The 17,427-nt window shown below is 66.4% G+C and carries 19 protein-coding genes; 14 read left to right on the plus strand and 5 right to left on the minus strand.

Annotation, left to right across the window (positions count from 1 at the left end):
• Position 1: 1 nt before the first annotated feature.
• Positions 2-421 (minus strand): hypothetical protein, encoded by a 420-nt coding sequence (locus tag AC07WJ_RS04010; protein WP_494933226.1) that lies wholly within the window; start codon positions 419-421, stop codon positions 2-4.
• Positions 422-550: 129 nt separating this feature from the next.
• Between AC07WJ_RS04010 and AC07WJ_RS04015 the strand changes: the two genes are divergently transcribed.
• Together AC07WJ_RS04015 and AC07WJ_RS04020 are read left to right on the plus strand one after the other, a co-directional pair.
• Positions 551-976, plus strand: a complete 426-nt coding sequence (locus tag AC07WJ_RS04015) for a lysozyme inhibitor LprI family protein (RefSeq protein WP_494933227.1) — start codon at positions 551-553, stop codon at positions 974-976.
• A gap of 103 nt (positions 977-1,079) precedes the next feature.
• The gene (locus AC07WJ_RS04020; RefSeq protein ID WP_494933228.1) at positions 1,080-1,520 is read left to right on the plus strand and encodes a lysozyme inhibitor LprI family protein; all 441 of its coding nucleotides are present in this window, start codon (positions 1,080-1,082) and stop codon (positions 1,518-1,520) included.
• Positions 1,521-1,545: 25 nt separating this feature from the next.
• Here the strand turns inward: AC07WJ_RS04020 and AC07WJ_RS04025 are convergent, their stop codons facing one another.
• A complete protein-coding gene (locus AC07WJ_RS04025) occupies positions 1,546-2,445 on the minus strand; it encodes a LysR family transcriptional regulator (RefSeq protein WP_494933229.1) in 900 nt (299 codons plus the stop codon).
• A 104-nt stretch (positions 2,446-2,549) separates the two neighbouring features.
• Here AC07WJ_RS04025 and AC07WJ_RS04030 point away from each other — a divergent pair, with 104 nt between their 5' ends.
• Positions 2,550-3,782 carry an MFS transporter gene (locus AC07WJ_RS04030; protein WP_494933230.1) on the plus strand — a complete coding sequence of 411 codons (1,233 nt, stop codon included), beginning with the start codon at positions 2,550-2,552 and terminating at the stop codon, positions 3,780-3,782.
• 9 nt (positions 3,783-3,791) lie between these two features.
• On the opposite strand, the gene AC07WJ_RS04035 is transcribed toward AC07WJ_RS04030, so the two are convergent.
• Both AC07WJ_RS04035 and AC07WJ_RS04040 read right to left on the minus strand, forming a co-directional pair.
• The gene (locus AC07WJ_RS04035) at positions 3,792-5,138 is read right to left on the minus strand and encodes an Nramp family divalent metal transporter (protein WP_494933832.1); all 1,347 of its coding nucleotides are present in this window, start codon (positions 5,136-5,138) and stop codon (positions 3,792-3,794) included.
• Positions 5,139-5,328: 190 nt separating this feature from the next.
• Positions 5,329-5,574 (minus strand): helix-turn-helix transcriptional regulator, encoded by a 246-nt coding sequence (locus AC07WJ_RS04040; protein ID WP_494933231.1) that lies wholly within the window; start codon positions 5,572-5,574, stop codon positions 5,329-5,331.
• Between the two features lie 116 nt (positions 5,575-5,690).
• Here AC07WJ_RS04040 and ybaL point away from each other — a divergent pair, with 116 nt between their 5' ends.
• Positions 5,691-7,463, plus strand: a complete 1,773-nt coding sequence (gene ybaL, locus AC07WJ_RS04045) for a YbaL family putative K(+) efflux transporter (RefSeq protein ID WP_494933232.1) — start codon at positions 5,691-5,693, stop codon at positions 7,461-7,463.
• A 53-nt stretch (positions 7,464-7,516) separates the two neighbouring features.
• Positions 7,517-7,876 (plus strand): VOC family protein, encoded by a 360-nt coding sequence (locus AC07WJ_RS04050; RefSeq protein WP_494933233.1) that lies wholly within the window; start codon positions 7,517-7,519, stop codon positions 7,874-7,876.
• Positions 7,877-7,898: 22 nt separating this feature from the next.
• Here AC07WJ_RS04050 and AC07WJ_RS04055 read toward each other — a convergent pair whose 3' ends face one another.
• Positions 7,899-8,741 (minus strand): IclR family transcriptional regulator, encoded by an 843-nt coding sequence (locus AC07WJ_RS04055; RefSeq protein ID WP_494933234.1) that lies wholly within the window; start codon positions 8,739-8,741, stop codon positions 7,899-7,901.
• 505 nt (positions 8,742-9,246) lie between these two features.
• On the opposite strand from AC07WJ_RS04055, the gene AC07WJ_RS04060 reads away from it, so the two are divergent.
• From AC07WJ_RS04060 to AC07WJ_RS04100, 9 genes are all read left to right on the plus strand, one after another.
• Positions 9,247-9,825, plus strand: coding sequence for a cysteine hydrolase family protein (locus AC07WJ_RS04060; RefSeq protein ID WP_494933235.1), 579 nt, complete (start codon positions 9,247-9,249; stop codon positions 9,823-9,825).
• Positions 9,826-9,875: 50 nt separating this feature from the next.
• Positions 9,876-10,994 (plus strand): LLM class flavin-dependent oxidoreductase, encoded by a 1,119-nt coding sequence (locus tag AC07WJ_RS04065; protein ID WP_494933236.1) that lies wholly within the window; start codon positions 9,876-9,878, stop codon positions 10,992-10,994.
• Positions 10,995-11,010: 16 nt separating this feature from the next.
• Positions 11,011-11,781, plus strand: coding sequence for an SDR family NAD(P)-dependent oxidoreductase (locus tag AC07WJ_RS04070; RefSeq protein ID WP_494933237.1), 771 nt, complete (start codon positions 11,011-11,013; stop codon positions 11,779-11,781).
• A 45-nt stretch (positions 11,782-11,826) separates the two neighbouring features.
• Positions 11,827-13,035: an ABC transporter substrate-binding protein gene (locus AC07WJ_RS04075; protein ID WP_494933238.1), complete on the plus strand. Its 1,209-nt coding sequence runs from the start codon at positions 11,827-11,829 to the stop codon at positions 13,033-13,035.
• An 84-nt stretch (positions 13,036-13,119) separates the two neighbouring features.
• The gene (locus AC07WJ_RS04080; protein WP_494933239.1) at positions 13,120-13,995 is read left to right on the plus strand and encodes a branched-chain amino acid ABC transporter permease; all 876 of its coding nucleotides are present in this window, start codon (positions 13,120-13,122) and stop codon (positions 13,993-13,995) included.
• Between the two features lie 7 nt (positions 13,996-14,002).
• The gene (locus AC07WJ_RS04085; RefSeq protein ID WP_494933240.1) at positions 14,003-14,992 is read left to right on the plus strand and encodes a branched-chain amino acid ABC transporter permease; all 990 of its coding nucleotides are present in this window, start codon (positions 14,003-14,005) and stop codon (positions 14,990-14,992) included.
• Positions 14,992-15,780 (plus strand): ABC transporter ATP-binding protein, encoded by a 789-nt coding sequence (locus tag AC07WJ_RS04090; protein ID WP_494933241.1) that lies wholly within the window; start codon positions 14,992-14,994, stop codon positions 15,778-15,780. Before AC07WJ_RS04085 ends, AC07WJ_RS04090 begins: the two co-directional genes overlap by 1 nt.
• Positions 15,773-16,498, plus strand: a complete 726-nt coding sequence (locus AC07WJ_RS04095) for an ABC transporter ATP-binding protein (protein ID WP_494933242.1) — start codon at positions 15,773-15,775, stop codon at positions 16,496-16,498. Before AC07WJ_RS04090 ends, AC07WJ_RS04095 begins: the two co-directional genes overlap by 8 nt.
• Before the next feature lie 30 nt (positions 16,499-16,528).
• Positions 16,529-17,377, plus strand: a complete 849-nt coding sequence (locus AC07WJ_RS04100; RefSeq protein WP_494933243.1) for an isocitrate lyase/PEP mutase family protein — start codon at positions 16,529-16,531, stop codon at positions 17,375-17,377.
• The last annotated feature ends 50 nt before the right edge of the window (positions 17,378-17,427 follow it).

Raw genomic sequence — 17,427 nt, forward strand, 5'->3', positions numbered from 1 at the left:
GTCAGCTTTCCGGCCGCTCGCAGGCCCGCTTCAGATCGGTGAAGGCGGTTTCGAGCGCCTGTTCGGAGCGAGCGATCATCCGGCGCGCCTCGTCGGTGTCGCAATTCCAGCGGGTCGCGGCGCGGGCGGCGAGCGAGCGGCGGAAATGGGCGGCGATGATCTCGAGCGAAGCCGGGGCGACGCAGCCTTGAACGGTGCGGCGCACCCGTCGCTCGAGCGCCGGGGGATGGCCGCAGAACTTCAGGAAACTCTCGACATGGGCATAGCTGTCGACGCGCTGAAACAGCAGCTCCTTCTGCCCGGGGGTCAGCATGTCCAGCCGATAGGTCTCATGGCTCTGGGCCTGGACCGGCGAGGCGGCGAGGCTTGCCGCGGCCAGTGACAGGGCGGCGAGGAGGGCGGTACGAAGGCAAGCGGGCATGGCAGCGGGTCGGCAGGGTCGAGGAGCAAGCCCGACCAGACCTGGTCGATACGGGCAGATCACGGTATCGGCCGGACAACCCGGCTGCTAGATTTGCGGCTGGATTTCTTGGGGAGAACGGGAGATCGCATGCGCCACCATTGTCGTCCGGCGGGCCTCGCTGCCATTGCCGTCATGGGTTTCGTCGCCGCGATGACGCCTGCCGCTGCGCAACAGAAGGGGCTGGCCGATCGCGTGCTGTCGCAGCCCGTGCAGCCTGCGCCGGCCAATTGCGAGAGTGGCAATAGGATGGACCTCGAACTCTGTGCCGTCGCCCGGTTTCGCGCCGCCGATGCCGAGCTCAACCGGGTCTATCGTGACATTGCCGGCGACAAGCAGAGCCGCGATCTGCTGCTGAGCGCCCAGCGGGTCTGGCTCGCCTATCGCGACGCGACCTGCGCCTGGGAGGAGGACCGGGTGCGCGGCGGCACGGCGGCGACGCTTTTTGCGATCAATTGCCTCGCGGCCGCGACCGAGGCACGGGCCGCCTATCTGCAGCAGGCGACGGGCCCCTAGGGCCGGCGCGGCCGATCCGGCGATCGCCGCGAGACGCCCTGGTCGCCGCGTTCGAACGTGGCTACAGATCTCGCCATTTCGTCACGCTTTCTGTGGAGTTCCCATGCTGTTTCACCGGCGCATGCCTCGCGGCACCGTCACGGCCGTGGCGCTTGCGGGCGTCCTCTTTGCCCTTGCGGCGGGACCGGCGCCCGCGCTCGGACAGGGCCGGGGCCTCGCCGAACAGGTCCTGTCGGATCCGGCGCCGAACCTTTGCGACAGCGAGGTGCGCGCCGATCACGACGACTGCGTGGTCAAGCGTTTTCGCAATGCTGACGAGGAACTCAACGAGCGCTATCGCGCGCTGGGGGGAGACGGCCGCAACCGCGAACTCCTCCTGAGGGCGCAGCGTGCCTGGCTCGCCTATCGCGACGCGACCTGTGCCTGGGAGCAGGACATCACGCGTGGCGGGGATGCGCGCGCGGCACGGCTGAGAGGTGTCAAGTGCCTGGCCGACGTCACCTATGCGCGCATCGACTATCTCACGCAGGCGAGGAAGCCCTGAGAGCCGGAGGGCACCGGAGCGACCTTCAGGATATGAGCTCACCGAGCGAGACGGTGAGCGTTTCGCGGAACAGCGCCAGGGGGCGCGTCAGGCGGCCGGCAGGCGGCCGATGCAACAGCCACGAACGCACGCGTGGCTGGAATTCGACGGTATCGAGGACCTCGACGCGCTCGCGCCACGGGCTGCCGGCAAAGGCGGCCGGCGTGACCACACCGATCCCGTGGCCACGGGCAACGAGCGACATACGCAGGTCCGCGCTCAGGGCCTCGATGCCGACCTGGAAAGGCAGCCGGGCGGCTTCGAAGGTACGGCGCAGGAAAGCCCTGAAACCGCAGCCGGTCTCGTTCATCACCCAGGGAAAGCGCGCGAGATCGGCGAGGTTCGCCTGTTTCGGCACGCCCAGGGAAGGCGCCGCGACGAGCAGGACTGGCTGAAGGCCGAGATCCTCGGCGACGAGGTCGTCGGGCGGGTCGATCCCCTCGGCAAGGCAAAGCGCGGCGGCATCCAGCTCGCTGCGTCCGACCTGTTCGACGAGGCGCGGCGACCAGCCCGAGGTGATGCGCAAGGTCAGGTCCGGAAAGGTCGCCCGCAGCCGGTCGAGCGGCGCGGCGAGGGCCGCCTCCGACAGATAGGGCATGATGCCGAGGCGGAATTCGCCGCGCACCGGTCCGCCCGGCGCCAGCCCTGATTTCAGGTCTTCGAGCGAGCGCAACACGCGCCGCCCCTGTTCATAGGCTTCGCGGCCGGCGGAGGTCGGCTTCAGCGGTTTCGACTGGCGGTCGAGCAAGGCCGTGCCCAGGAGGTCTTCCAGGTTCTGCACCCGCCGGGTGACGCCCGGCTGGGTCAGGTTCAGGCGTGCCGAGGCGGCGACGATCGAGCCGGTTTCGACGACGGCGAGAAAGGCCTCGAGGTCATGGGTGTTCATGCTTGATCCGCATAATCATTATAGAATGAATTGAATTGTAGCATGATGCGTAGGCCAAATAAAGTTTCCGAGCAATATGTCATTTCATTTGATCGGAAGTGTCCATGTCCCCTGCAAGCGATACCGCGTCCGGCCTGCTCGCCGCCGACCGGGCCGGGCCGCCGCTCACCCGCGCGCTCATCATTCTGTTCGCCAGCGCTGTCGCCGTCATCGTCACCAACCTGTTCGCACCACAGACGCTGGTGGGGTTGATCGGACCGGCGCTCGGACTGTCGGAGGCGGCCAGCGGGATGGTCGCCATGGCGACCTTGCTCGGTTATGCCGCCGGCCTGTTCCTGCTGGTGCCGCTTGCCGATCTCCTGGAGAACCGGCGACTGATCCTGCGCATGCTGCTTGCCGCGGTGCTGGCGGCGGCGCTGGTGACCGCCGCACCGACGGCGGCTCTCCTGCTACCCTTGCTGTTCCTGCTCGGGGCCGCCTGTTCGGCGATCCAGATCCTCGTGCCGATCGCCGCCGGCATGGCGCCGGCGGAGCGGCGCGGACAGGTTGTCGGCGACGTCATGAGCGGCCTGATGATCGGCGTCCTGCTGTCGCGGCCGCTGGCCAGCCTGATTGCCGATACATTTGGCTGGCGCGCCTTCTACGGCATCAGCGCTGTCGCCATGGGGACGCTGAGCGTCGTGCTGGCCGCTCGCCTGCCGGAGCGCCGGCCGATGGGCCGCACGGCCTATAGCCGGCTGATCCGCTCGCTGGGCCAGCTTCTGCTCACCGAGCCGGTGCTGCGCCGGCATGCCCTGACGGCTTCCTTCAGCATGGCCGGCTTCAGCCTGTTCTGGACGGCGGTGGCGCTTCGGCTCGGCCAGGCGCCGTTCGATCTCGGCCAGCGCGGCATCGCGGTTTTCGCCTTGGTCGGTGCCGCCGGGGCGGCGGTCGCGCCCTTGGCCGGGCGGCTCGGCGACCGCGGCCTGACATCCGCCGCCACGATCGCCGCGCACGGCCTGCTGGTCGTAGCCTTCGGCCTTGCCGCTTGGGCCGGGACGGCGCGCCACGGCGACCCCGTCGCGATGCTGGTGCTGATGGGCGCGGCGGCCGTCCTGCTCGATATCGGCGTCACCGCCGACCAGACGCTCGGACGGCGCGCCGTCACGCTGCTGCAGCCGGAGGCGCGCGGCCGGCTCAACGGCCTGTTCGTCGGACTGTTCTTCCTGGGCGGCGCGCTCGGCTCGGCGGGGGCGGGCCTGGCCTGGGCGCTCGGCGGCTGGCCGCTGGTTTCGGCCATCGGGGCGGCGATCGGCATCACGGCGCTGATCGCCGACCGGCTGATGCGGGCGGCCTGAGCCGGCGGTCTAGCCGCCGGCGAAGTCGACGATGATCTTGATGTTGAGCACGATCAGGGTCAGTGCGATCAGCACGGCGATGGCGGTCAGCCAACGCGGCGAGACCAGCGCCCCCATCCGCTCGCGCGACGCACTGAGGTGAATCAGCGGCACGATGGCGAAAGGCAGCTGCAGCGACAGGATCACCTGGCTGAGGATCAGGAGCTTGGCGGTCTGGCCCTCGCCATAAAGAATGGTCACGACGATGGCCGGGACGATGGCGATGCAGCGCGTGACCAGGCGCCGGAGCCACGCCGCGATGCGGATGTCGATGAAGCCTTCCATGATGATCTGGCCGGCCATGGTGGCGGTGACCGTCGAATTGAGGCCGCAGCAGAGCAGCGCGATGCCGAACAGGGTCGGCGCGATGGCCGAGCCGAGCAGGGGGGTGAGCAGCGAATGGGCCTGCTGCAATTCCTCGACGCCGGTATTGCCCGTCTTGTTGAACGCGGCGGCGGCCAGGATCAAGAGCGAGGCATTGATGGTCAGGGCGAACATCAGCGCGAAGGTCGAATCCAGCGTCGCATATTTCAGCGCTTCGCGTTTCTCCGGGATGCCTTCGCCGAAGGCGCGGGTCTGCACGATGGAGGAGTGCAAATAGAGATTATGCGGCATGACGGTGGCGCCGATAATGCCGAGCGCCAGGTAGAGCATGTCCGGATTGGTGACGATCTGGGTGGTCGGCGCGAAGCCCTTGATGACCTCGCTCCAGTTCGGGTTGGCCATGGCGATCTGCACCAGGAAGCAGAAGGCGATGACGCCGATCAGCGTGATGATGAAGGCCTCGATCCAGCGGAAGCCCTTGGTCTGCAGCCAGAGGATCAGGAAGACATCGAGCGCGGTGATGACCACGCCGATCTCGAGCGGGATGCCGAACAGGAGGTTGAGGCCGATCGCGGTGCCGATCACCTCGGCGAGATCGGTGGCGATCACGGCGACCTCGGCCAGCACCCAGAGCGGCCAGGCGGTCCAGCGCGGATAGGCGTCGCGGCAGGCCTGGGCGAGATCGCGCCCGGTGGCGATGGCGAGCCTGGCGCAGAGCGACTGCAGGATGATCGCCATGATGTTGGACAGCAGCGCGACGAACAGCAGCGCGTAGCCGAATTTGGAGCCGCCGGCGAGCGAGGTCGCCCAGTTGCCAGGGTCCATATAGCCGACCGCGACGAGGTAGCCGGGGCCGAGAAAGGCCAGAAACTTGCGCCAGGGCGTGCCCGTGGTCGGAACACGGATCGAGCGGAAGACTTCGACCAGCGATGCTTCGCCGCGCGCCCGCCGCCATCCCCGTGGAGCAGCGTCGCCTTCATTGATGCGGGCCATGGTCATCCGGTCATCCAGGAGTGGGTTTTCTGGCTCCATTTGGTTCCATGATCATTGTCCGACGTCAAGGCTTTTGCAAATCATTTGCAACAAGCCTCCCGCGCGCCGGGCTCATGACCGGGCTTCGGGGCGAAAGGCGCGGCCTCGATCGCATGCCGGAGCCGGTCGCGGCGGCGCGCATTTTCATGTTCTATGACAGCGGCTTGGGCCGCTTCAGCCGGACGCCGGGCCCGTCGTCGCCATCCGGCAGAAAGGTGATTCCGGCGGTCTCGAACGCCTTGACGATTTGCGTCTCGGTCGTGGCGTGCAAGTCGTGATGACCACCCTCGAAGCCGCGAATGGTGCTGCGCGAGACATCGGCGAGGCGAGCGAGGCGCTCCTGGGACCAGTCGAGCAGGGCGCGGGCGGCCCGGCACTGTTCAGGTAACAAAATCATGAGATCGTTTGGACCTTTGGCCTTGCGGGGACCGGTGGGTGTCAACCATATTGGTTGAAATCCGCCAAACCATCCAGCCCTCGCAACCGATCGTCCGGAAAGGCCGCCCCCAGCCCATGCATCATGACACGCCGCTGATCGCCACCATCGTCATGGGCCTCGGACTGGCCTTCGTCTTCGGCGCGATCGCCAACCGGTTTCGTGTGCCGCCCCTGGTCGGCTACCTCCTGGCCGGCGTGCTGGTCGGGCCGCATACGCCGGGCTTCGTCGCCGACCAGAAACTGGCGCCCGAGCTCGCCGAGATGGGCGTGATCCTGCTGATGTTCGGCGTCGGCCTGCATTTCTCGCTGAAGGATCTCCTGTCGGTGCGCACGATCGCGCTGCCGGGCGCCGTCGTGCAGATCACGGTGGCGACCGTCATGGGGGCCGGGCTTGCCTGGGTGCTCGGCTGGAGCTTCGGCGCGGGCCTGGTGTTCGGCCTGGCGCTGTCGGTCGCCAGCACCGTGGTGCTGCTACGCGCCATGCAGGAGCGCCGGCTGATCGACACCGAAAGAGGCCGGATCGCGGTCGGCTGGCTGATCGTCGAAGACCTCGCCATGGTGCTGGCGCTGGTGCTGCTGCCGGCGCTGTCGGGCCTGCTCGGCGGCAATAGCCAGGCGGCCGCGGCGGATCCGCTGAGCGCCTATCTCGGCCTCGGCGTCGGCGGCACCATTGCGCTGACCGTCGTCAAGGTCGCCGGTTTCGTCGGCCTCATGCTGGTGGTCGGACGGCGGATCATCCCTTGGATCCTGCACTATGTCGCCCATACCGGCTCGCGCGAGCTGTTCAGGCTCGCGGTGCTGTCGATCGCGCTCGGCGTCGCCTTCGGAGCGGCCAAGCTGTTCGGCGTGTCCTTCGCGCTCGGCGCCTTCTTTGCCGGCATGATCATGAGCGAGTCGCCGCTCAGCCACCGGGCGGCGGAGGAATCGCTGCCGTTGCGCGACGCCTTTTCGGTGCTGTTTTTCGTGTCCGTCGGCATGCTGGTCTCGCCGATGAACCTGATCAGCGATTCCGGCGCGGTCCTGGCGACGCTGTTCATCATCGTCATCGGCAAATCGGTCGCGGCCTTCCTGATCGTGCTCGCCTTCGGCTATCCGCTGGCCACCGCGCTGATCATTTCGGCGAGCCTGGCGCAGATCGGCGAGTTCTCGTTCATCCTGGCCGAGCTCGGGGTCCAGTTGGCCCTGCTGCCGGAGCGCGGCCGCGACCTCATCCTGGCCGGCGCCATCCTGTCGATCCTGGTCAACCCGCTGGCCTTCGCGGCGGTCGGCTGGCTGAAGCGGTTCTCCGATCGCAAGGAGGTCGTGCCGCCGGACGCCGCGGCACCGGCCGGTGCCGCCGTGGCGCCGGCGGCGCCCGCCGGGCATGTCGATGACGACGTGCCGGTGGCGACGACGCTAAGCGGACATACGGTGCTGGTCGGCTATGGCCGGGTCGGCAGCCTGGTCGGCGCCGGGCTGAAGCAGAAGGGCGAGCCGTTCCTGGTGATCGAGGACGCCGACAAGCTGGTCGCCCGTCTGCATGCCGAAACGGTGGAGACCATCGCCGGCAATGCGGCCCGCAGCGATATCCTGAAGGCGGCCAATGTGGCCGGGGCCGAACGATTGATCCTGGCCATTCCGAACGCTTTCGAGGCCGGCCAGATCATCGACAAGACCAAGGCGGTCAATCCGGGGATCCGGGTGATCGCGCGCGCCCATTCCGATGCCGAGGTCGACCACCTGACCGGGCATGGTGCCGACATCGTGATCATGGGCGAACGCGAGATCGCCAAGGGCATCCTCGATCATGCCGCCAAGGCCGTGGCCGACGAGGCCGGAGATGGCGCCGCGGGCCCCGCCGCTGCCTGATCCGGTCGCCGCCGGCTGGTGCCGAAGCTTTGCCGCCAGGGGAGGGGCCGGGCATGAAGGTCAAACGGATCGTCGCCAATATCGCGGCAGCGGATATCACCGCTGCCAGGCGTTTCTACCAGGACCTGCTCGGCCTCGAGCTCATGATGGATCATGGCTGGATCGCCACCTATGGCTCGGCCGAGACAATGAAGGTCCAGCTCAGCGTCGCCTCGCAGGGCGGTTCCGGCACGCCGGTGCCGGATCTGTCGATCGAGGTCGACGATCTCGACGTGGCGCTCGACCGGATGCGGGGCGCCGGCGTTCCGATCGTCTATGGGCCGGCCGACGAGCCCTGGGGCGTCAGGCGCTTCTATGTGCGCGATCCCCTCGGCAAGCTCGTCAACATTCTCGTGCACAAGGACCAGGATTGACGTCCGGGCTCGGCCCTGCCGGCTAGAATATCGTGCTGCTCTCGATGCTGTTGCGAAACGCGATCAGGCGGGGGCCGAGCTCGTCATAGATGACCGACCGGGTCATGCGGTAGATCGGACCGCCGACGCTGATGACATAGATCTGCCGCCGGTCGGGACGGCTGAACGGCACCGCGATGGTGCCGATGTCCTCGACCCAGTCGCCGAGGCTGATCGAAAAGCCATATTGCTGATAGTGGTCGATCTGCTTGTCCACGTCCTCCTTGGACAGGCCGTCATTGACCATCTGCCGGGCAAGCTCACCCAATTGTATCTGGAGCTCTCCCGCGGTGAGCGCCGCCAGGTAGGCGCGCCCCATGGCGGTGGTGAAAAAGGGAATGCGGAAGCCGGGATAGACCTTCAGGCCCACCAGCGCGGTTCCCTCCCAGGTGTCGATATAGAGCATCGAGTCCTTGTCGCGGACACCGAGCCCGATATTCAGCCCGGTCTCGTTGGCGAACTGCTGCATCATGGGCCGGAGATTGCCGCGAATATCCGCGTCGGCCCGCGCGACGAAACCGAGGTTCAGGGCCTTCGGGCCCAGGTGATACATCCGCTGCCTTTGGTCGAAAGACAGAAAACCGCTCTTGGCGAGGGTGAAGGTGATGCGCGAGACGGTCGCCTTGGGCAGTCCGGTCCGGGTCGCCAGTTCGTGGTTGCCGAGCTGCCGGTCGCCCAGGTGAAAGGCGCCCAGCACCTCCAGGCCGCGGGCCAGCGCCGCGATGACCTGGCTGTCGTCGGCATTGTCGCCGGTCAGGTCGTTGCCGCTCCCGCCCTGACGGACCTTCGATCGCGTGGCGGGCGGCGTGCTGCTCTTGATGGCCATGAAAGTGATCTTGCGGTTGGCAGATGCCCGGCACATTCGCCCGGCGAGATGGAAATGTATTCCAATATCTTGCGCAAATCCAGGCCCCGGCCACGCTCAAGTCGATATACCGGCGGTCGCGTAACTACCTGATATTGCGTCATAAGTTTTGCGAGCACCGCCGACGCGCCTATTCGCCGGGCCGTTTCTGGCCAAAGGGCTTGACAAGATCGCCGACGACGATCAGAAATAATGGAAATCAATTCCAAAAAAAGAGCGCTTCATGACTCTTCACCCGGGAAACGCCGTTCCAAGCCGTCAGGACGTCTCGATCGTCGCGAGGCGCGGCCAGCCGTGCCGCCGCTCCACGCGCGCAGGATCGTCCCGGGCAACCAAAAATCGGGCTGCAGGCTGATCACGGCATCGCCGCCGGCCGCACCCGTCCGACCCACCGCAAACCGTCAGCTCCACCGGCCGCGCAACAGGCGCGGGGTGTTCGGCTGCGCCAGAAAAGGAAGTCACTCCGATGTCGTCAGCCTATCTCGTTCTCGATCTGCAAAACGATCTGGTCCACAAGGATGGGCCGAACGGCGCCGGACCGCTCGGTGAGCAGGTCCGCAGCCGCGATGTCCTGGCCAGGACGGCGGCGGTGATCGAAAAGGCGCGGGCGGCTGGCGTGCCGGTCGTCTTCGTCCGGGTCGGCTTCTCCAGCGATTATCGCGAATGCCCGTCGACCTCGCCGATGTTCAGCGCGGCCCGGAAATATGGGATTTTCAAACTGGACTCGTGGGGAACCGAGATCCATCCCGATATCGACCGCCGCGAGACCGACCTGCTGGTCACCAAGCACCGGGTCAGCCCGTTCTACGGCACGAATCTCGAGGTCTTCCTGCGCGCTCACGGCATCACGCGCCTGTTCATGTCGGGCGTGTCGACCGCCGCCGTCGTGCAGGCGGGCATCCGCGAGGCCCACGACCGGGACTATGTCTGCGTCGTCATCGAGGATTGCTGCGCGGCGGCGACCGCGCGGGATCATGACGATTCGATCGCCGTGCTCGGCCGCTTCGCGGCGATCACGACCTCCGACGCCGTGTCGTTCGACTGACGCCCCCCATGCGGCCTCCGGCCTTATGGCGGACGGCCCGGAGCCAGACCATGAACCGCGAAGAATTGCGCGAATACCGGCGCCAGAACATTCCGATCTTCAATGATCAGAAGCTCAAGCTCGGCGTCTTCGCCATGAACTGCAGCGGCGGCAGCGTCATTACGACCTTGCCGACCGAGCATCAGATGTCCTGGCAGCAGAATCGCCGGATCGTCCAGATCGCCGACCAGATGGGCTTGGAAGTGGCCCTGCCGATCGGCCGATGGAAGGGCCAGGGTGGCCAGTCCAACCATAACGGCACCAATTTCGACGTCTATACCTGGGCTGCCGGCATGGCCGAAGCAACCGACAGGATCATGTGTTTCGCGACCTCCCATGTCGGTCTCACCCATCCCGTCGTCGCCGCCAAGCAGGCCGCGACCATCGATCACATCTCGAACGGACGGTTCGGCCTCAATGTCGTGATGGGCTGGTTTCGTTCCGAAATGGCCATGTTCGGCACCGGCCTGCGTGAGCATGACGACCGCTATCGCTACGGCGAGGAATGGCTCGACGTGGTCAAGCGGCTCTGGACCGACCGGGAGCCGTTCGATTTCAAGAGCCAGTATTTCGACCTGGCGGGCCTGGAATCGAGCCCCAAGCCGCTGCAGCGGCCCGGCCCGGTTCTGGTCAATGCCGGCACGTCGCCGGCCGGCATCGAGTTCACCGCGCGCAATGTCGACATCAGCTTCGGATCGCCGTCGCGTCCCGACGACATCGAGCGGCTGCTGAGCGTCAAGGAGCGCGCCGACAAGGAATATAACCGCGACGTCGCGTTGATGTGCTCGGCGCTGGTGGTCTGCCGCGACACCGAGGCAGAGGCCCAGGCGGCGTTCCAGAGCATTCTCGACCATGGCGACTGGGAAGCGGCGCGCAGCATGATGGCGACGCTCGGCATCGAAAGCGGGTCGTTCAAAGAGGGTTTCGAAGAGCGCGCGCGCCGGTTCGTGGCGGGCTATGGCACGCATCCGTTGATCGGCACTCCCGAACAGATCGTCGATCAGATGAACGACTATGCCCGGCGCGGCGTCCACGGCCTGGTGATGTATTTCGTCGACTACGCTTCCGAGCTCGAATATTTCCGCGACAAAGTGATGCCGTTGCTGAAGCAAAGCGGCCTGAGGCATTGAGCGGGGGGTGTTGGTGATGCAGAGCAGACAGGCCCTCAGCGGCAAGACCGTCGTGGTCACCGGCGCCCGCGGCGGCATCGGCATGGCGATTTGCAAGCGTTTCGCCCGCGAGGGCGCAACGGTCATCGGCGCGGATATCGGCGCCGATGACGGGATGTTCGGCGGCGGCGCCGGCGATGGCCATGACGAGGTCGCGCAGCGTTGCCGGCCCTATGACCTGGACGTGACGTCGGAGGGGGCAGTCGCCCGTTTCGGCGATCACGTCAAGGCGACCTGGGGCCGGCTCGATATCCTGGTCAACAATGCCGGCGCGATGGTCGGCAAGCCGCTCCTGGAGACGAGCCTCGCCGATCTCGATCGTCTCATGGCGGTCAATGTCGCCGGTCCGTTCCTGCTGATGCGGACCCTGGCGCCGCTGATGGCCGAGAGCGGGGCGATCATCAACATGTCGTCGGGCGCGGCGACCAAGCCGACGGCCAATATGAGCGCCTATTCGGCGTCCAAGGCGGCGGTTGCGATGATGTCGCGGGTGGCGGCGATCGAGCTCGCTCCGATCCGGGTGAACTCGATCCTGCCGGGTGCGATCGACACACCGATGCCGCGCGCCTTCATTTCGAACATGTCGCGGCCGCAACAGGAGAAGGTCATGGCGGGCCTGAGCGAGGGCCGCCTGGCGAAGCGTCTCGGCCGGGCCGACGAGGTCGCGGCCATGGCGCTCTACCTGGCCTCGGACGAGGCGGCTTTCGTCACCGGCGCCGATTTCGTCATCGACGGCGGGCGTCTGTAGCCGGCTCATGGTGGCCGCATCCAGCATTCATTTCGGGAGGAAACAATGAAAAGAATTCTTCACGCCTGCATCCTGACGCTCGGCACCCTGCTGGCGGGAGCGGCCTCGGCGCAGATGTCGGACAATGTCATCAAGATCGGTGTGCTCACCGACATGTCGGGGCCGTTCTCGCACCAGACCGGCGCGGGTTCGGTGGCCGCCGCGCAAATGGCGATCGACGAGTTCGGCGGCGCCATTGGCGGCGTGCCGATCGTACTGGTCTCCGCCGACCATCAGAACAAGCCGGATGTCGGCCTGAACATCGCGCGCCGGTGGCTCGATGTCGAACAGGTCGATGCCATCGTCGACCTCGGGAGCTCGGCGGTCGCCTTGGCCGTGCAGGAACTGGTCAAGGAAAAGAACCGGGTCGTGCTGTTCTCCGGGCCCGGCACGGATAGGCTGACCAATGACAGCTGCTCGCCCAACGGCATCCACTGGACCTATGACACCTATGCCACCGGCCGGTCCATGGCGAACGCGGTCAGCGGCAGCGGCGGCACGAAATGGTTCTTCATCGGCATGGACAGCGCGTTCGGCCGCTCGCTCGTCGAGGTGATGACCAAGACGATCGCCGCGCGCGGCGGCCAGGTGGTCGGAACCATCTGGCATCCGACCGGCAACAATGACTATTCCTCCTTCATCATGCAGGCGCAGGCGTCCGGCGCCAATGTCCTCGTCTTCGCCAATTCCGGCACCGACTTCGTCCGCGCGGTCAAGCAGGCCCGGGAGTTCGGCATCAAAGGCGACGCGCTGCGCATCGTCGGCCCGGCCATCACCATGGTCGATATCCTGGCGCTCGGCCGCGAGGACGCGGAAGGCCTTCAGTATATCGACGCCTTCTACTGGGACCTGAACGACGGCACGCGCCAGCTCGCGCGCGAATTCAACCGTCGCCGCGGATCCAATCCGGGCCAGGCCCATGCCGGCGTCTATTCGGCGGTCCGCTCCTACCTGAAGGCCATCGAGGCGGCGAAGACCGACGGCGCCACGGCGGTGCTGAAGAATCTTCACACGATGACCATCTCGGACAATTTTACCCCGTCGGGACAGGTCCGCCGCGACGGCCGCATGATGCATGAAATGTACCTGATGCGCGCCAAGGGACCGGCGGATCCGAGCACGGCGCCGTGGGACGCGGTCAGCCTGGTCACCAGGGTTGCCGCCGAGGACGCCTTCCGGCCGATCGCCGAGAGCGCCTGCCCGCTGCTGCGCTGAGCCGCCTCATCGTCGAACCGCAACGGGGCCGGCGGCGTCGCCGGCCCGATACAGACCAGCGAGCCAGGAGCGCGCGAAGCAATCATGTTCGGAATTTCAGCGCAGGTTCTCAGCGGGCAGTTGCTGATCGGGCTGATCAACGGTTCGTTCTACGCGCTGATGAGCCTTGGCCTGGCGATCATCTTCGGTCTCCTGCACATCATCAATTTCGCCCATGGCGCGATCTACATGCTGGGCGCCATGTGCGCCTGGCTCATGCTGAACTATCTCGGCATCGGCTATTGGTGGGCACTGTTGCTGTCGCCCTTGATCGTCGGCGCTTTCGGCATGGCGCTGGATCGGCTGCTGATCTCCCGCCTGCGCGGCCTCGACCCGATCTACGGCCTGCTCCTGACCTTCGGCATCGCGCTGATGCTGCAATCCCTCTTCCAGGGTCTCTTCGGCTCGTCGGGCCTGCCCTACGGTATCCCGGCGGAGCTGCGCGGCGGCTGGAATCTGGGCTTCGTCTTCCTGCCCAAATACCGGGCCTGGATCATCGTCGTGTCGATCCTGATCTGCTTCGCCGTCTGGTATGCGATCGAGAAGACCCGGCTCGGCTCCTATCTGCGCGCCACCAATGAAGACCCGGATCTGGTCTCGGCTTTCGGCGTCAACGTGCCGATGCTGGTGACGCTGACCTTCGGCGCGGGCGCAGCCCTTGCCGGCTTCGCCGGCATTCTCGCGGGCCCGATCTATACGATCAGCCCGCAAATGGGCGTGGAGATGCTCAGTATCGTCTTCGCCGTCGTCGTCATCGGCGGGATGGGCTCGATACTGGGGTCGATCATCAGCGGCTTTTCCCTCGGGATCCTCGAGGGTCTGACCAAGATATTCTACCCCGAAGCATCCTCCGTCGTGATCTTCGTCGCGATGATCGTGGTGATCATGATCCGCCCCTCAGGATTGCTGGGAAAGTACTGAGACAGTCATGTCGGTTTCCTCTCCGCTCGCCCCCGAGGCTCCCGCCTATGCGGCCCTCGCCGACCCGGCCCGCAGCCGCACGCATTTCCGCTGGATCTTTCTCGGGCTGGCCGTGGCGCTGATCGTCCTGCCCGCGCTGGTCTATCCGATCTTCCTGATGAAGCTCCTGTGCTTCGCGCTGTTCGCCGTCGCCTTCAATCTCCTGCTCGGTCATTGCGGCTTGCTGTCCTTCGGCCATGCGGCGTTCTTTGGCGCCGGCGGCTATGTCGCCGCTTATGCCGCGCTGGTCTGGCGACTGCCGCCCGAGGCGGCCGTCGCGCTCGGCACGCTGGCGGGCATCGTGCTGGGGGCGGTCTTCGGCGCCCTGGCGACCCGCCGCCAGGGCATCTACCTGACGATGGTGACGCTCGGCCTTGCCCAGCTGGTCTATTTCGTCGCCCTTCGCTCGCCGTTCACCGGCGCCGAGGACGGCATCCAGAACGTGCCGCGCGGCAATCTCTTCGGGCTGATCGACCTGAAGAATGACGTGACGCTGTATTTCGTCATCGCGACGGTCTTCTTCGCCGTGCTCATGCTGACATACCGGCTGGCGTTTTCGCCGTTCGGGCAGGTGCTCCGCGCGATCCGCGGCAACGAGCCGCGCGCGATATCGCTCGGCCTCGACGTGAGATCCTACAAGCTCGCCGTCTTCGTCATTTCCGCCGGGCTTTCCGGCCTCGCCGGATCGATGAAGGCCATCGTCTTCCAGATCGCTTCGCTGGTCGACGTCCACATCGCGACCTCGGGGGAGGTCGTGCTGATGACCCTGGTCGGCGGGGTCGGCACGATCCTCGGCCCCATTGTCGGGGCGAGCGTCATCGTGATCAGCCAGAACTATCTGGCGGGCTTCGGCGAATGGGTCGTCTTCCTGCAGGGACTGATCTTCGTGATCTCGGTCCTGCTGTTCCGCGACGGCATTGTCGGCGTCATCTCGCGCAAGATCGGGAGGCCGCTGTGATGGCCGCGCGACCGACGACCGAAGGCGTGGGGCCCGCGCCTCGGGTCATGATCGAGACACGCCAGCTCGCGATGGAGTTCTCAGGCTTCCGCGCCGTCGACGGGGTGGATCTGCGGGTGGCGGAAGGCAGCATTCATGCGCTCATCGGCCCGAACGGCGCCGGCAAGACGACGTGCTTCAACCTGATCACGAAGTTTCTCACGCCGACGGCGGGCCAGATCTTCTTCGGTGGCCAGGACATCACCAGCTTCGAACCGGCCGCTATCGCCCGGCGCGGCCTCGTCCGGTCGTTCCAGATCTCGGCCGTGTTTCCGGGGTTGAGCGCGGTGCAGAACGTCTGCGTCGCGCTGCAAAGCCGGACCCGGCGCCTCTTCCAGTTCTGGAAAAGCGATCGCTCGCTCGCCGACCTGGAGGCCGAGGCCGACGCCATTCTGGAACAGGTCGACCTGGCCGCGTTTCGCAACGTCAATGCCGCGCTGCTGCCCTATGGCCGCAAACGCGCGCTCGAATTGGCGACGACGCTGGCTCTGGATCCGCGCGTCCTGCTGCTCGACGAGCCGATGGCCGGCATGTCGCCGGCGGATGTCGAGCGCGTCTCGCAACTCATCCTGCGCATCCGCAAGGGGCGGACCATCCTGATGGTCGAGCACAACCTGCCGGTGGTCGCCGCCCTTTGCGACCGGATCACCGTGCTGGCGCGGGGGCGGGTGCTGGCCGAGGGCGACTATCGGGACGTCTCCGGCAATCCCCAGGTTCAGGAAGCCTATATCGGATCCGACCATGACTGACAGCGCCGCCGATCGACGCGACTGCCTCCTCAGGGTGCGCGACCTGAACGCCTGGTACGACGAAAGCCATGTCCTGCACGGCATCGATCTCGACCTGGCGGATGGCGAGGTCGTGACCCTGCTCGGGCGCAACGGCGCGGGCAAATCGACCACGCTCAAGGCGATCATGGGCTTGCTGCCCGGCCGGACCGGTTCGATCGGGCTCGCCGGGGCCGAGACCATCGGATTGCCGGCGCGGCGCATCGCCCGCATGGGCATTGCCTATTGTCCGGAGAACCGCGGCATATTTTCGTCGTTGACGGTGCTGGAAAACCTGCTGCTCCCGCCGGTCCTGCAGCCCGGCGGATTGTCGATGGACGAGGTTTTCGCGCTGTTTCCGAATTTGCGGGAGCGGCTGAACAGCCAGGGCACCAAGCTGTCGGGTGGCGAGCAGCAGATGCTGGCCATTGCCAGGATCCTGCGCACGGGATCGCGCATTCTGCTCCTGGACGAGCCGACCGAGGGGCTCGCTCCCGTCGTCGTCCAGGAGATCGGCCGGATCCTCAAGCGCCTGCGTGCCCGGCGCTACACCATTCTGCTCGTCGAACAGAACTATCGCTTCGCCGCGGCGGTCGCCGACCGGCATTACGTCATGGCGAGCGGGCGCATCGTCGACATGATCCGAAGCGACGAAGTCGCGGCGAGACAGTCCGACATCAAGTCCTATCTGGGCGTCTGACGCCGGATCACGCATCGAATGAGAGCAAAAATGGCTTCATCCATCCGAGAAATGCTCGCGGCCAACGAGATGATACTGGCGCCGGGCGCCTATGATTGCCTGACCGCGGGGGCCATCGAGCGCGCCGGTTTCAAGGCCGCCTATATGACCGGCGCCGGCGTCTCCGCTTCCCATGGCTTCCCGGATTTTGGCGTGCTGACCATGACCGAGATGGTCGCCGTGGCCGGCCGGATGGCCCGGTCCTTGTCGATCCCGCTGATCGCCGACGGCGATACCGGTTTCGGCAACGAACTCAATGCGGCGCGCGCGGTGCGCGAATATGAGCGGGCCGGCGTCGGCGCCATGCATATCGAGGACCAGGTGTTCCCTAAGAAATGCGGCCATTTCGACAATAAGGCGATCGTCCCGGCCGACGAGTTCATCGCGAAGATCAAGGCCGCCGCCATGGCGCGGGAGACCCGGGAATTTGTCCTGATCGCCCGGACCGATGCCCGCTCGGTCGAAGGCCTCGATGCCGCGATCGATCGCGCCAACCGGGCGCTCGACGCCGGGGCCGACGTCGCCTTTGTCGAGGCGCCCCAGGACCTCGACGAGATGGCCGCGATTCCCCGGCGGGTCCAGGGCCCCTGCCTCCTGAACATCGTCTGGCGCGGCAAGACGCCCGATGTCTCCTTCGAGGACGCCGCGGCGATGGGTTATCGCATCGCGATCCTGCCGAGCATCCTGCTGAAGTCGGTCATGGGAATGTCGGAGCAGGTTCTGGCGGCCGCACGGCAGGCCGGGCGTCATCCGGTGCCTCCGGGCGATATCGGCATCCAGGACGGGGTGGCGCGCGCCGGCGGCGCAGAATGGAAACGCCTGCGCGCGTGCGCGCCGTGAACCGCCGCTTCCGGCCGGCATGGCCCAGGCGCGCTTTTTCATCAACCGGA

It is taken from the genome of Phreatobacter sp. GW821-FHT04C01, assembly GCF_059420385.1.